The following is a 13069-nucleotide window of genomic DNA, read 5'->3' as shown; positions in this document are numbered from 1 at the left end:
CGCCGCCCGCGGTGACCGACGAACCGTAGAGGTTCAGCTTGCGCACCCGAGGTGACCAGCAGTGATGCTGACGACCTAAGATGATCAACGTGTCCGACCAGCCTGCTCCACGGTCTCTCATCGTCACGCTCTACGGCGCCTACGGCCGCTTCGTGCCCGGCCCTGTTCCGGTCGCGGAACTGATCCGGCTCCTGGCCGCGGCCGGCGTCGACGCACCCTCGGTGCGCTCGTCGGTGTCCCGCCTCAAACGGCGCGGGCTGCTCCTGCCCGCCCGTACGGCACAGGGCGCCGCCGGCTACGAACTCTCGCCCGAGGCGCGGCAGTTGCTCGACGACGGAGACCGGCGTATCTACGCGACCACCCCCTCGGACGACGAGGGCTGGGTGCTCGCGGTGTTCTCCGTCCCCGAGTCCGAGCGCCAGAAGCGGCACGTCCTGCGCTCCCGGCTGTCCGCCCTCGGCTTCGGCACCGCCGCCCCCGGCGTGTGGATCGCGCCCGCCCGGCTGTACGAGGAGACCCGGCACATCCTCGGGCGGCTGCGGCTCGACCCGTACGTGGACTTCTTCCGCGGCGAGCACCTCGGCTTCGCGGCGACCGCCGAGGCCGTCGCCCGCTGGTGGGACCTGCCCGCGATCGCCGACCGGCACCGGGCGTTCCTGGACCGGCACGCGCGCGTGCTGCACGCCTGGGAGCAGCGCGCGGACACCCCGCCCGAGGACGCGTACCGCGACTACCTCCTCGCCCTGGACTCCTGGCGCCATCTCCCCTACGCCGACCCCGGACTGCCCGCGAGCCTGCTCCCCGGGGACTGGCCGGGCGCCCGCTCGGCGGAGGTGTTCCGGGCGCTGCACGAGCGGCTGCGGGACGCGGGGGCGGTGTTCGCGGGGGTGCGCCCGCAGTCGTCGTAGCGGCCGATTGTGAACAGTTCATGGCAAGGGCCCGTGACCTCTTGCGCACCATCAGTCACTCAGCTAAACCTCAGCATCCTTAGCGGGTCCTCTCAGAGTTCTTACCTACCCTTCGACGACGTCGCTCGTCGGGTAAGAAAGAGGACTGTTGCGCATGACCACCACGGCACGGGCTCACGGAGCCACCGTCTGGCTCACCGGACTGCCGAGCGCGGGTAAGACGACGATCGCCAGACATCTCGGGGAGCGCCTCAAGGCCGAGGGACATCGCGTGGAGATCCTCGACGGCGACGAGGTACGCCGCTTCCTCTCGGCCGGCCTCGGCTTCTCCCGCGAGGACCGCAACACCAATGTGCAGCGCATCGGCCTGGTCTCCGAGGTGCTCGCGCGCAACGGCGTCCTCTCCGTCGTCCCGGTCATCGCGCCGTACGCCGACAGCCGCGAGGCCGTCCGCAAGCGCCACCAGGCGAGCGGCACGCCGTACATCGAGGTGCATGTCGCGGCGCCCGTGGAGGTGTGCAGCGAGCGCGACGTGAAGGGCCTCTACGCCCGCCAGGCCGCGGGCGCGCTGACCGGCCTGACCGGTGTCGACGACCCGTACGAGCCGCCCACCGACCCGGCGCTCACGCTGCCCACGCAGACGCAGAGCCCGCAGGAGTCTGCGGACGCGGTGTACGCGGTGCTGTCCGAGCGGGGGCTGGTGTGACCTTCGCCCTCTCGCACCTGGACGCGCTTGAGTCCGAGGCGGTGCACATCTTCCGTGAGGTGGCGGGTGAGTTCGAGCGGCCGGTGATCCTCTTCTCCGGCGGCAAGGACTCCATCGTCATGCTGCACCTCGCCCTGAAGGCGTTCGCGCCCGCGCCGGTGCCCTTCTCCCTGCTGCATGTGGACACCGGACACAACTTCCCCGAAGTCCTTGAGTACCGGGACCGCGTGGTGGCCGCACATGGACTGCGGCTCCATGTGGCCTCCGTACAGGACTACATCGACCGCGGTGTGCTGCGCGAACGTCCCGACGGGACCCGTAATCCGCTCCAGACCGTGCCGCTCACCGAGAAGATCCAGTCCGAGCGCTTTGACGCCGTGTTCGGTGGCGGTCGCAGGGACGAGGAGAAGGCCCGCGCCAAGGAGCGGGTGTTCAGCCTTCGTGACGAGTTCTCGCAGTGGGACCCGCGTCGGCAGCGGCCCGAGCTGTGGAATCTCTACAACGGGCGGCACGCGCCCGGCGAGCACGTCCGAGTGTTCCCGCTGTCCAACTGGACCGAGCTCGACGTCTGGCAGTACATCGACCGCGAGGGCATCGAGCTGCCCGACATCTACTTCGCCCACTACCGCGAGGTGTTCGCGCGCGGCGGCATGTGGCTGACCGCCGGTGAGTGGGGCGGCCCGAAGGCGGACGAGACCGTCGAGAAGCGGCAGGTCCGGTACCGGACCGTCGGGGACATGTCCTGCACGGGGGCGGTCGACTCGGACGCGGTGACGCTGGAGCAGGTCATCACCGAGATCGCCGCCTCCCGGGTCACCGAGCGGGGCGCGACGCGTGCCGACGACAAGCTGTCCGAGGCCGCGATGGAAGACCGCAAGCGCGAGGGGTACTTCTAACCATGAGCACGACCACCATCGACACGCTGCGGTTCGCGACGGCCGGTTCGGTCGACGACGGCAAGTCCACGCTCGTAGGACGGCTGTTGCACGACTCCAAGTCGGTGCTGACCGACCAACTCGAAGCCGTGCAGCGGGTGTCGGCCGACCGCGGCCAGGACGCGCCCGACCTCGCGCTGCTCACCGACGGACTGCGCGCCGAGCGCGAGCAGGGCATCACCATCGACGTGGCGTACCGCTACTTCGCCACCCCCCGCAGGCGGTTCATCCTCGCCGACACCCCGGGCCATGTGCAGTACACCCGCAACATGGTCACCGGCGCCTCCACCGCCGAGCTGGCGATCGTCCTGATCGACGCGCGCAACGGTGTCGTGGAGCAGACCCTGCGGCATGCCGCCGTGGCCGGGCTGCTGCGGGTGCCGCATGTGGTGCTGGCCGTCAACAAGATGGACCTCGTCGGGTACGAGCAGGCGGTGTTCGAGCGGATCGTCGAGGAATTCGCGGGCCACGCCGCCGAGTTGGGGCTGCCGTCCTTCACGCCGATCCCGGTGTCGGCGCTGGTCGGCGACAACGTCGTGGACCGTTCGGCGCGCATGGACTGGTACGAGGGCCCGGCCCTGCTGGAGTTCCTGGAGGACGTCCCGGTCGGCGCGGACCCGTCGGACGCACCGGCCCGGTTCCCGGTCCAGTACGTCATCCGTGACGGTGAAGTCCGTTGGTACGCGGGCCAGTTGGTGTCCGGCTCGCTGCGGGTCGGGGACCGGGTGACGGTGCATCCCTCGGGCGAGGTCTCCGAGATCACCGGGATCTCCGTGCTCGGCACCGAGGCCGGGGCGGCGTACGCGCCGCAGTCGGTCAGCCTGCGGCTCGCGGACCAGCGGGACGTGTCGCGCGGCGACATGATCACCACCGGCGCCGACGCGCCCGCGCTCACCCAGGACGTCCGGGCCGCCGTCTGCCATCTGGCCGACCGGCCGCTGCGGGTCGGCGACCGGGTGCTGCTGCGGCACACGACCCGTACGGTCAAGGCGATCGTCAAGGACCTCGGCGGTGCGGCCGAGCTGACCGCGAACGACCTGGGCCGGATCACCCTGCGCACCGCCGAGCCGCTCGCGCTCGACGACTACGCGGTGTCCCGCCGTACGGGCGCGTTCCTGGTGATCGACCCGGCGGACGGCGCGACGCTCACGGCGGGCATGGCCGACCTGAGCTGATCCCCCCTCGCTGAGAACGCCCTCGGACCCCGTTTCGCACGGGGCCCGAGGGCGTTCTTGTCACGAGATGTCAATAGCGCGGTAACAACGGGAGCAGCAGTGCGGGAGTGGCCGTTGAACGGGGTATGCCGCTCGGTACCGGGACGAAGGTCCCGTGCGGTGCCCGCCGAGAGACTCTGACAAAAGGCGCCGTACCATTCATATAGTTGAAAGCAGGACAGCCTGCTCCATGAACGGACCCGCCTTGCAAGAACGCCCTTCCGCCTCCGCCTCCTGGCGCATCGCACTGCCGCACACCGCCGCGGCCGTGCCGGTGGCCCGCGCACTGGTCCGTACGGCTCTGTCCGAGGTGAAGTACACGGCCGACAGCGACACCGCGGAGCTGCTGACGGCGGAGCTGGTCGCGAACGCGGTGGAGCACACCGCCGGTGACGCCCCCATAGAGCTCGTGGTCGAGCTGCTGCCCACCGGCTGCCAGGTCGAGGTGCACGATCCCGACCCGGAGCCGCCCGGAAGCCTGACGAAGCCCGTCGTCGAGGAGCCCGACCCCTGGCAGGAGCACGGGCGCGGCCTGCTGCTGATCCGCGCCCTCAGCTCGTCGTGCGGCCACCGCCCCACCGAGTCGGGCAAGGCGGTGTGGTTCAGGCTGCCCGTCGTACCGCGGCAGTGGCGTCCGGCGGGATAGCCGCCGGACGTTTTCAAGCACTGATCAGGCCAGTGTCGCCACCAGTACGGCCTTGATCGTGTGCAGCCGGTTCTCCGCCTGGTCGAAGACGACCGAGTGGGCGGACTCGAAGACCTCGTCGGTGACCTCCAGCGAGTCGAGGCCGTGGGTCTCGTATATCTCGCGGCCGACCTTGGTGCCGAGGTCGTGGAAGGCCGGCAGACAGTGCAGGAACCTGACGTCCGGGTTGCCGGTGGCCCGTAGGACGTCCATGGTCACGGCGTACGGCGCGAGGGCCGTGATCCGCTCGTCCCAGACCTGTTTGGGCTCGCCCATGGAGACCCACACGTCGGTGACGACGAAGTCGGCGCCCGTCACCCCCTCCTCGATCCCCTCGGTGAGCGTGATGCGCGCGCCGCTGCGCTCGGCGAGCGCGCGGGCGGCGGTGACGATCTCCTCGGCGGGCCAGTACGACTTCGGGGCGACGATCCGTACGTCCATGCCGAGCAGCGCGCCGGTGACCAGGTAGGAGTTGCCCATGTTGAAGCGGGCGTCGCCGAGGTAGGCGAAGGCGATCCCCTTGAGCGGCTTGTCGCTGTGCTCGGTCATGGTGAGCACGTCGGCGAGCATCTGGGTGGGGTGCCAGTCGTCGGTGAGCCCGTTGTACACCGGTACGCCCGCGTACGCACCCAGCTCTTCCACGGCGGCCTGACTGTCCCCGCGGTACTCGATGCCGTCGAACATACGGCCGAGCACCCGTGCGGTGTCCTTCACGGACTCCTTGTGCCCGATCTGCGAGCCCGAGGGGTCGAGGTAGGTCGTCGAGGCACCCTGGTCGGCCGCGGCGACCTCGAACGCGCAGCGGGTGCGCGTCGAGGTCTTCTCGAAGATCAGCGCGATGTTCTTGCCCGACAGGTACCGCGTCTCGCCCCCGGCCTTCTTGGCGGCCTTCAGCTCGGCGGCCAGCTCGATCAGGCCGCGGAACTCCTCCTCGGTGAAGTCCAGCTCCTTGAGGAAGTGGCGGCCGGCGAGGGCGGTCGGGACTGTCGCCATGGGGGCGCTCCAGAGATACAGGTAAAGGGGAACAGGTGCTTACGTTTGGAATTCTATACGATACATAGCATTTCTATACGGCGTCCCGCTCGACCGGGCAGCTCATGCAGCGCGGCCCGCCCCGGCCCCGGCCCAGTTCGCTGCCCGGGATCTCGATCACCTCGATGCCCTGCTTGCGCAGATAGGTGTTGGTGGTGGCGTTCCGTTCGTAGGCGACGACGACGCCGGGCTCGACGGCGAGGACGTTGCAGCCGTCGTCCCACTGCTCCCGTGCGGCGGCGTGCACGTCCTGGGTGGCGGTCAGCACGCGGATCCCGTCAAGACCGAGGGCGGCGGCGATCGCGCGGTGCATGTGCTCCGGCGGATGGTCGGTGACCTTCAACTCCTTGTCGCCGACGCCCGGTTCGATGGTGTACGACCGGAGCATGCCGAGCCCCGCGTACTGGGTGAAGGTGTCGCCGTCGACCATCGTCATCACCGTGTCGAGGTGCATGAAGGCGCGCTGTTTGGGGATGTCGAGCGCCACGATCGTCCGCGCGGAGCCCTCGGCGAACAGCTTGTGCGCGAGCATCTCGACGGCCTGCGGGGTGGTGCGCTCGCTCATGCCGATGAGCACCGCGCCGTTGCCGATGACGAGCACGTCGCCGCCCTCGATGGTGGACGGGTAGTCGGCCTGCCCCTCGGACCAGACGTGGAACTTCTCGGCGCGGAAGAGCGGGTGGTGGCGGTAGATCGCCTCGAAGTGGACGGTCTCGCGCTGCCGGGCCGGCCAGCGCATGGCGTTGACGGAGACGCCGTCGTAGATCCAGGCGGAGGTGTCGCGGGTGAAGAGGTGGTTGGGGAGGGGGGCCAGGAGGAAGTCGTCGAGGTCCATGACATGGAAGCGGACGGAGGTCGGCTCCGGGTGGGCCTCCAGGAACTCCCGCTTGGTCATGCCGCCGACGAGCGCCTCGGCCAGTTCGGGCGCGGGCAGGGCCTCGAAGGCGGCGCGGAGGTGGTCGGTGGCGAGGGGGCCGTACTCCTTCTCGTCGAAGACGCGGTCCAGGACGAGCGCGCGGGCCGCCGGGATCGCCAGGGACTCGGCGAGCAGGTCGCCGAAGAGATGGACGGCGACGCCCCGGTCGCGCAGGACGTCCGCGAAGCCGTCGTGTTCGGCGCGCGCCCGGCGCACCCAGAGCACGTCGTCGAAGAGGAGGGCGTCCTTGTTGCTCGGGGTGAGCCTTTTGAGCTCGAGATCCGGCCGGTGCAGGATGACGCGGCGGAGCCGCCCGGTCTCGGAGTCGACATGGAGTGCCATGTCTCCATCCTGACCATCCGGGCCCGGGTTCACCCCCTTACTTGTCATACTTCCTCTTCTTCTCGTCCCCTTGACGACAAGTGGGCCCACCGATTATCGTCTTACTGACGAGATCGATGCGGGATCTGAGGGGATCTGAGGAACTGATGGCCGACATCACCCGGCGCCTGGGCTGGCGCCATCTGCGCGGGGCTCCTACGGCGCACATCCGGCACCACCGCTCGGGCAAGTTGCTGCACGACGGGCCCGGACTCAGCTTCTGGTTCCGCGCGTTGACCGCCGCACTCTCCGAAGTGCCGGTCGACGACCGGGAGTTGGCCATGACCTTCCATGCCCGTACGTCCGACTTCCAGGACGTGGCGGTGCAGGCGACCGTCACCTACCGGATCAGCGACCCGGCGCTGGCCTCCGCGCGGCTCGACTTCTCCGTGGACCCGGACACGGGTGTGTGGCGGGGATCGCCTCTTGAGCAGTTGGGCACCCTGCTGACCGAGACGGCTCAGCAGCACGCGCTGGCCGTGCTCGCCCGAACTCCCCTCGCGGCGGCGCTGGTCGACGGGGTGACGGCGGTACGGGAGCGGATCGCGGCGGGCCTCGGCGCCGAACCGCGCCTGCCGGCCACCGGTATCGAGGTGGTCGCCGTCCGTGTGATGGCGATCCGGCCCGAGCCCGAGGTGGAGCGGGCGCTGCGCACCCCGGCCCGCGAGCAGATCCAGCAGGAGGCGGACAAGGCCACCTACGAACGCCGGGCGGTGGCCGTCGAACGGGAGCGGGCGATCGCCGAGAACGAACTGGACAGCCAGATCGAACTCGCCCGCCGCGAGGAGCAGTTGGTCGACCAGCGCGGCACGAACACGCGCCGCGAGGCCGAGGAGCACGCGGCGGCGGACGGCGTCCGGGCGGAGGCGGAGGCGACGCGTACGGTACGGCTCGCCGACGCCGAGGCGGCCCGTTCCGTACGGCTCGCCCGGGCCGAGGCCGAGGGTGCCCGCGAGGTGGGTGACGCACGGGCGCACGCCCAGGCGGCGTGGCTGCGGGTGCACGCGGACGTCGATGTCACGACCCTGCACGCGCTCACCGGGACGCGGCTCGCGGAGAACCTGCCGAACATCGACAGCGTCACGATCTCGCCGGACGTGCTGACCGGGCTGCTCGCCCGGCTCGGTACCGGAGAAGGGGCGTGAGCCTCGCCCCCCGGGCCGTCCTCGTCCATCGGACCACGGAGTACGAGGAGTTGGTCGCCCGGCACGGGACGCACGGCCAGGCCGCGTACTTCCTGCGGTCGCGGGGCCGGGACATCGAGGAGGTCGCCGAACGGCACCGCCGGACCCGGCGGGCGCTGGCCGAGGTGTCCTCGGCGATCCCCCTGACCTGGCGTCGGACCCAGGTCGAGCGGGCGGACTTGGACCGGTTCCTGTTCGCGCCGGAGGACGTGGTGGTCGTGGTCGGCCAGGACGGCCTGGTCGCGAACGTCGCCAAGTACCTCGCCGGGCAGCCGGTGTTGGGCTTCGACTCGGACCCCGGGCGCAACCCGGGCGTCCTGGTACGGCACCGGCCGTCGGACGCCGGCGTCCTGCTGGGCGCCGCCCTCGTGGCCGGTACCGGTGTGGACGAACTGACCATGGTCGAGGCCGTCGCCGACGACACACAGCGGCTGGTCGCGCTGAACGAGATCTATCTGGGCGCCGTCGGTCATCAGACGGCCCGATACCGCCTGGGCCTGGAGGGCGACGGGGGTGTCGTCGAGGCCCAGGCGTCCTCCGGGGTGCTCGTGGGAACGGGCACCGGGGCCTCCGGCTGGCTCCGGTCGGTGTGGCAGGAGCGGGGCAGTTCCCTGTCCCTGCCACACCCCTCGGAGGACAGGCTGGTGTGGTTCGTACGGGAGGCCTGGCCTTCGCCGGTCACGGGGACGTCGCTGGTGGCGGGTGAGCTGAGCGGGTCGGCGGGGCTTCAACTCACCGTTGAGTCGGAGGGGTTGGTCGTGTTCGGGGACGGGATGGAGGGGGATGCGGTGGAGTTGACTTGGGGGCAGGGGGTTCGGGTGGGGGTTTGTGGGGAGCGGTTGCGGTTGGTGGGGTGACCGTCCCTGGGGGCTCCGCCCCCAGGGACGGTCACCCCCGCCTACCCGCACCTCACAGACGCGGATCCACCGGCTCCGACTCCAGCGCCAGTACCCCGAACACCGCCTCGTGGACCCGCCACAGCGGCTCGCCCTCGGCCAGCCTGTCGAGGGCCTCCAGACCCAGCGCGTACTCCCGGATCGCCAGTGACCGCTTGTGGTTCAGGAAGCGGCCCCGCAGCCGGGCGAGGTTGTCGGGACGCGTGTACTCCGGGCCGTAGATGATCCGCAGGTACTCACGGCCACGGCACTTGATACCCGGCTGGACCAACCTCCCCTGCTCGCTGCGCACCACCGCCCCGACCGGCTTGACGACCATGCCCTCGCCGCCCCGCCCGGTCATCTCCAGCCACCAGTCGACGCCGGCCCGCACCGACTCGGGGTCGCCGGTGTCGACGTACAGCCGACGGGTGGTCTGCAGCAGGCCGGTGCTGTCGTGCTCCACCAGCCGGTCCAGCAGGGCGAGTTGTTCGTCGTGCGGGAGTCCGGCGAGGCTGCGTCCCTGGACCGCGAGGATCTGGAACGGGGCGAGCCGGACGCCGTCGAGGCCGTCCGTGGTCCAGCAGTAGCGCCGGTACGCGTCGGTGAACGCCGAGGCGTCCGCGGCGCGTTCACGCTGCCGGGACAGCAGGTCGACCACGTCGACACCCCGCCCCACGGCCCCTTCCAGCGCGGCCAGCACACCCGGGAACACCGCCCCCGCGGCCGCGCCGACCGCCGCGTACTGACCACGCAGCAGCCCGGACGCCTTCAGCGACCACGGCATCAACTCCGCGTCCAGCAGCAGCCAGTCGGTCTCCAGCTCCGCCCACAGGCCCGACTCGTCGAGCGCCGTCCGCAGTCGGCCCAGGATCTCCTCCGTGACCCCCGCGTCGTCGAAGAACGGACGCCCCGTACGCGTGTACAGCGACCCCGTCGGCCCGCCGTCCACACCGAACCGCTTCGCCGCCGCCTCCGCGTCCCGGCACACCAGCGCCACCGCCCGCGAACCCATGTGCTTCTCCTCGCACACGACCCGCGCGACCCCGTCGTCGGCGTACTGCGCGAACGCCTCCGCCGGGTGCTCCAGATAGCCGTCGACGTGCGAAGTAGCCGTCGGGGCCATCGTCGGCGGGAGGTACGGCAGCAGCCGCGGGTCGACCGCGAAGCGGCTCATGACCTCCAGGGCCGCCGCCGCGTTCTCCTCACGGACCGAGACCCGGCCGGCGTGCCGGGTCTCCACCACCCGGCGGCCGTGCACGTCCGCCAGGTCGAGCGGACGGCCGTCGTGTCCGCCGGGCGCCTCCGTGCGCAGCGGGCGGGTCGGCTCGTACCAGACCTGCTCGGCCGGTACGTCGACCAGCTCCCGCTCCGGCCAGCGCAGCGCGGTCAGCTTGCCGCCGAAGACGGCACCGGTGTCGAGGCAGATGGTGTTGTTCAGCCAACTGGCCTCGGGGACCGGGGTGTGGCCGTAGACGACGGCCGCGCGGCCCCGGTAGTCCTCGGCCCACGGGTAGCGCACCGGCAGGCCGAACTCGTCGGTCTCGCCGGTCGTGTCGCCGTAGAGCGCGTGCGAGCGCACCCGGCCCGAGGTGCGGCCGTGGTACCTCTCGGGCAGGCCTGCGTGGCAGACGACCAGTCGGCCGCCGTCGAGGACGTAGTGACTGACGAGTCCGTCGATGAACTCCCGCACCTGGGCGCGGAATTCATCGCTCTCCCCCGCCATCTGCTCGATCGTCTCGGCCAGGCCGTGGGTGTGCTGGACCTGGCGGCCCTTGAGGTGACGGCCGTACTTGTTCTCGTGGTTGCCCGGTACGCACAGCGCGTTGCCCGACCCGACCATGGACATCACGCGGCGCAGCACACCGGGCGAGTCCGGGCCGCGGTCGACGAGGTCGCCGACGAAGACGGCCGTACGGCCCGCCGGGTGGACTCCGTCGTCGTAGCCCAACTTGCCGAGCAGGGACTCCAGTTCGGCGGCGCAGCCGTGGATGTCGCCGATGATGTCGAAGGGGCCGGTGAGGTGGGTCAGGTCGTTGAAGCGCTTCTCGGTGACGACCGTGGCGCCCTCGACGTCATCGACGCCCCGCAGGACGTGCACCTTGCGGAAGCCCTCGCGCTCCAGTCCGCGCAGCGAGCGCCTTAGTTCGCGGGTGTGGCGGGTGATGACACGGCGGGGCATGTCGGCGCGGTCGGAGCGGGAGGCGTTGCGCTCTGCGCACACCTCCTCCGGTACGTCGAGCACGATGGCGATGGGCAGGACGTCGTACTGCCGTGCCAGGTCGATCAGTTGGCGTCGGCTGTCCTGCTGCACGCTGGTCGCGTCGACGACCGTGCGGCGGCCGGCGGCGAGGCGCTTGCCGGCGATGTAGTGCAGGACGTCGAAGGCGTCCCGGCTGGCGCTCTGGTCGTTCTCGTCGTCCGCGACCAGGCCCCGGCAGAAGTCGGAGGAGATGATCTCGGTCGGCTTGAAGTGGCGGTGCGCGAAGGTGGACTTGCCGGAGCCGGAGGCGCCGATCAGCACGACGAGGGAGAGGTCGGTGACGGGCAGGACGCGCCCCTTGGTCTGGGTCTCGGTCATGCGGCCTTCTCCTCCTTCACGGTACTGACGCTGAACACGGCCATCTGGGTGGGCGGTCCCACCTCGGGGTCGTCGGGTCCCACCGGTACGAACTCGACGTCGTAGCCGTGCCGTTGGGCGACCTCACGGGCCCACTCCCCGAACTCCGCGCGGGTCCACTCGAAGCGGTGGTCGCCGTGCCGGACGTGTCCGGCCGGGAGGGTCTCCCAGCGGACGTTGTACTCGACGTTCGGGGTCGTGACGACGACCGTCCTCGGGCGGGCGGAGCCGAACACCGCGTACTCCAGGGCCGGCAGCCGGGGCAGGTCGAGGTGTTCGACGACCTCGCTGAGCACGGCGGCGTCGTAGCCCTTCAGGCGCTTGTCGGTGTAGGCGAGCGAGCTCTGGAAGAGCTGGACGCGCGCGGCCTGCCGCTCCCCCATGCGGTCGAGCTTGAGGCGGCGGCCGGCGATGGTGAGCGCCCGCATCGACACATCGGTGCCGACGATCTCCGTGAACCGGGTGTCCTTGAGGAGCGCCTGCACCAACTGGCCCTGCCCGCACCCGAGATCGAGCACGCGGCCGGCACCGGACGCCTTGAGCGCCTCGACGATCGCGTCCCGGCGCTGGACGGCGAGCGGCGTCGGCTTCTCCTCGGCCTCCGTCTCCGCCGCGACGGCGTTGTCGATCTCCTCGACCTCGCTGTCGTCGGCCTCGGCGAGCCGCACCAGTTCCAGCCGCTCCATCGCCTCCCGGGTGAGGGACCAACGGCGGGACAGATAGCGGCTGGTGATGAGTTTCTGCTCGGGGTGCGTGGGCAGCCAGCCCTCGCCGGCCCGGAGCAGCTTGTCGACCTCGTCGGAGGCCACCCAGTAGTGCTTGGCGTCGTCGAGGACCGGGAGCAGGACGTACAGGTGGCGCAGCGCCTCGGCGAGGGTCAGCGTCTCCGATGCGAGGACGAGGCTCACGTACCGCGAGTCGCCCCACTCGGGGAACTCGGCGTCCAGCGCGACCGGTTCGACGGTGACCGTCCAGCCGAGCGGCGCGAAGAGCTGTCGTACGAGGTCGGGGCCGCCGCGCGCGGGCAGCGCGGGCACCTCGATACGCAGCGGCAGCGGCTGGGCCGCGCGCTCGGGGCGGGCGTTGCACACGCCGCGCATCGCGCTGGAGAAGACCGCGCTCAGGGCCACGGCGAGGAGTGAAGAGGCCGCGTACGGACGGTCGTTGACGTACTGCGCGAGCGCCGCGTCGGGCGCGCCGCCGCGCCCCTTTCCCTTGCCGCGCCGGACCAGCGCCACCGCGTCGACCTCCAGCAGCAGCGCCGCCGTGCAGCGCCCGGGATCCGCCTCGGGGTAGAGGACGTACGCCTTGCCGTAGGAGGTGGAGAACGCCTGCGCCTTGTCCGGATGCTTGTGCAGCAGGAAACCGAGGTCGGTGGCGGGGCGTTCGGGGGTGCCGGTGGTGCTGATCGTCAGGAACACGGTGGGCCTGCCTCGAAACGTCTACTGAGCCTCTGAGCTGGGGAAGCACGCCACCGCGGGACTCGGGGCGCCCGCACAACGTACAGCGAACATCCCTGACGTACTCAGGCATTTTCCCCGTCCCGGGCCGGACGGGATCAGCGATTGTTGTGCCGTCGTGGGCATCGCTGGTAGGACTGTGGCGCGCCGTCA

General features: G+C 70.8%; 11 protein-coding genes. 7 read left to right on the top strand and 4 right to left on the bottom strand.

What is annotated here, in order from left to right; genetic code table 11:
• Window positions 1–80 precede the first annotated feature (80 nt).
• From OG223_RS39325 to OG223_RS39305, 5 genes are all read left to right on the top strand, one after another.
• The gene (locus tag OG223_RS39325; RefSeq protein WP_329259396.1) at window positions 81–908 is read left to right on the top strand and encodes a PaaX family transcriptional regulator; all 828 of its coding nucleotides are present in this window, start codon (window positions 81–83) and stop codon (window positions 906–908) included.
• A 154-nt stretch (window positions 909–1062) separates the two neighbouring features.
• Window positions 1063–1614, top strand: coding sequence for an adenylyl-sulfate kinase (cysC, locus tag OG223_RS39320; protein WP_329259393.1), 552 nt, complete (start codon window positions 1063–1065; stop codon window positions 1612–1614).
• The gene (gene cysD, locus OG223_RS39315; RefSeq protein WP_329259391.1) at window positions 1611–2510 is read left to right on the top strand and encodes a sulfate adenylyltransferase subunit CysD; all 900 of its coding nucleotides are present in this window, start codon (window positions 1611–1613) and stop codon (window positions 2508–2510) included. Before cysC ends, cysD begins: the two co-directional genes overlap by 4 nt.
• 2 nt (window positions 2511–2512) lie before the next feature.
• Window positions 2513–3724, top strand: coding sequence for a sulfate adenylyltransferase subunit 1 (locus OG223_RS39310; RefSeq protein ID WP_329259389.1), 1212 nt, complete (start codon window positions 2513–2515; stop codon window positions 3722–3724).
• Window positions 3725–3953: 229 nt separating this feature from the next.
• Window positions 3954–4409: an ATP-binding protein gene (locus OG223_RS39305; protein ID WP_329259386.1), complete on the top strand. Its 456-nt coding sequence runs from the start codon at window positions 3954–3956 to the stop codon at window positions 4407–4409.
• Between the two features lie 24 nt (window positions 4410–4433).
• On the opposite strand, the gene argF is transcribed toward OG223_RS39305, so the two are convergent.
• Both argF and OG223_RS39295 read right to left on the bottom strand, forming a co-directional pair.
• Window positions 4434–5441, bottom strand: coding sequence for an ornithine carbamoyltransferase (argF, locus tag OG223_RS39300; protein WP_329259384.1), 1008 nt, complete (start codon window positions 5439–5441; stop codon window positions 4434–4436).
• Between the two features lie 73 nt (window positions 5442–5514).
• Complete coding sequence (locus OG223_RS39295) at window positions 5515–6738, bottom strand: arginine deiminase (RefSeq protein ID WP_329259381.1); 1224 nt, start codon at window positions 6736–6738, stop codon at window positions 5515–5517.
• Between the two features lie 146 nt (window positions 6739–6884).
• Here OG223_RS39295 and OG223_RS39290 point away from each other — a divergent pair, with 146 nt between their 5' ends.
• Entirely contained in the window at window positions 6885–7922 is a 1038-nt protein-coding gene (locus OG223_RS39290; protein ID WP_329259378.1) for an SPFH domain-containing protein, read from the top strand.
• Window positions 7919–8818, top strand: a complete 900-nt coding sequence (locus OG223_RS39285) for a hypothetical protein (protein ID WP_329259375.1) — start codon at window positions 7919–7921, stop codon at window positions 8816–8818. Before OG223_RS39290 ends, OG223_RS39285 begins: the two co-directional genes overlap by 4 nt.
• 52 nt (window positions 8819–8870) lie before the next feature.
• On the opposite strand, the gene OG223_RS39280 is transcribed toward OG223_RS39285, so the two are convergent.
• Together OG223_RS39280 and OG223_RS39275 are read right to left on the bottom strand one after the other, a co-directional pair.
• Window positions 8871–11417, bottom strand: coding sequence for a polynucleotide kinase-phosphatase (locus tag OG223_RS39280; RefSeq protein ID WP_329259372.1), 2547 nt, complete (start codon window positions 11415–11417; stop codon window positions 8871–8873).
• Window positions 11414–12877 carry a 3' terminal RNA ribose 2'-O-methyltransferase Hen1 gene (locus OG223_RS39275; protein ID WP_329259369.1) on the bottom strand — a complete coding sequence of 488 codons (1464 nt, stop codon included), beginning with the start codon at window positions 12875–12877 and terminating at the stop codon, window positions 11414–11416. The genes OG223_RS39280 and OG223_RS39275 overlap by 4 nt, the downstream gene beginning before the upstream one ends.
• Window positions 12878–13069 lie beyond the last annotated feature (192 nt).

Source organism: Streptomyces sp. NBC_01478, assembly GCF_036227225.1.
GTDB lineage: Bacteria > Actinomycetota > Actinomycetes > Streptomycetales > Streptomycetaceae > Streptomyces.
The sequence above is the reverse complement of the archived record's forward strand: the minus strand, read 5'-3'. Positions and strand labels throughout refer to the sequence as shown.

Bases quoted from the DNA above. Each gene is read 5' to 3' on its own strand.
- OG223_RS39325 (WP_329259396.1), top strand. From the start codon at position 81: ATGATCAACGTGTCCGACCAGCCTGCTCCACGGTCTCTCATCGTCACG.
- cysC (WP_329259393.1), top strand. From the start codon at position 1,063: ATGACCACCACGGCACGGGCTCACGGAGCCACCGTCTGGCTCACCGGA.
- OG223_RS39310 (WP_329259389.1), top strand. From the start codon at position 2,513: ATGAGCACGACCACCATCGACACGCTGCGGTTCGCGACGGCCGGTTCG.
- OG223_RS39305 (WP_329259386.1), top strand. From the start codon at position 3,954: ATGAACGGACCCGCCTTGCAAGAACGCCCTTCCGCCTCCGCCTCCTGG.
- argF (WP_329259384.1), bottom strand. From the start codon at position 5,441: ATGGCGACAGTCCCGACCGCCCTCGCCGGCCGCCACTTCCTCAAGGAG.
- OG223_RS39295 (WP_329259381.1), bottom strand. From the start codon at position 6,738: ATGGCACTCCATGTCGACTCCGAGACCGGGCGGCTCCGCCGCGTCATC.
- OG223_RS39290 (WP_329259378.1), top strand. From the start codon at position 6,885: ATGGCCGACATCACCCGGCGCCTGGGCTGGCGCCATCTGCGCGGGGCT.
- OG223_RS39280 (WP_329259372.1), bottom strand. From the start codon at position 11,417: ATGACCGAGACCCAGACCAAGGGGCGCGTCCTGCCCGTCACCGACCTC.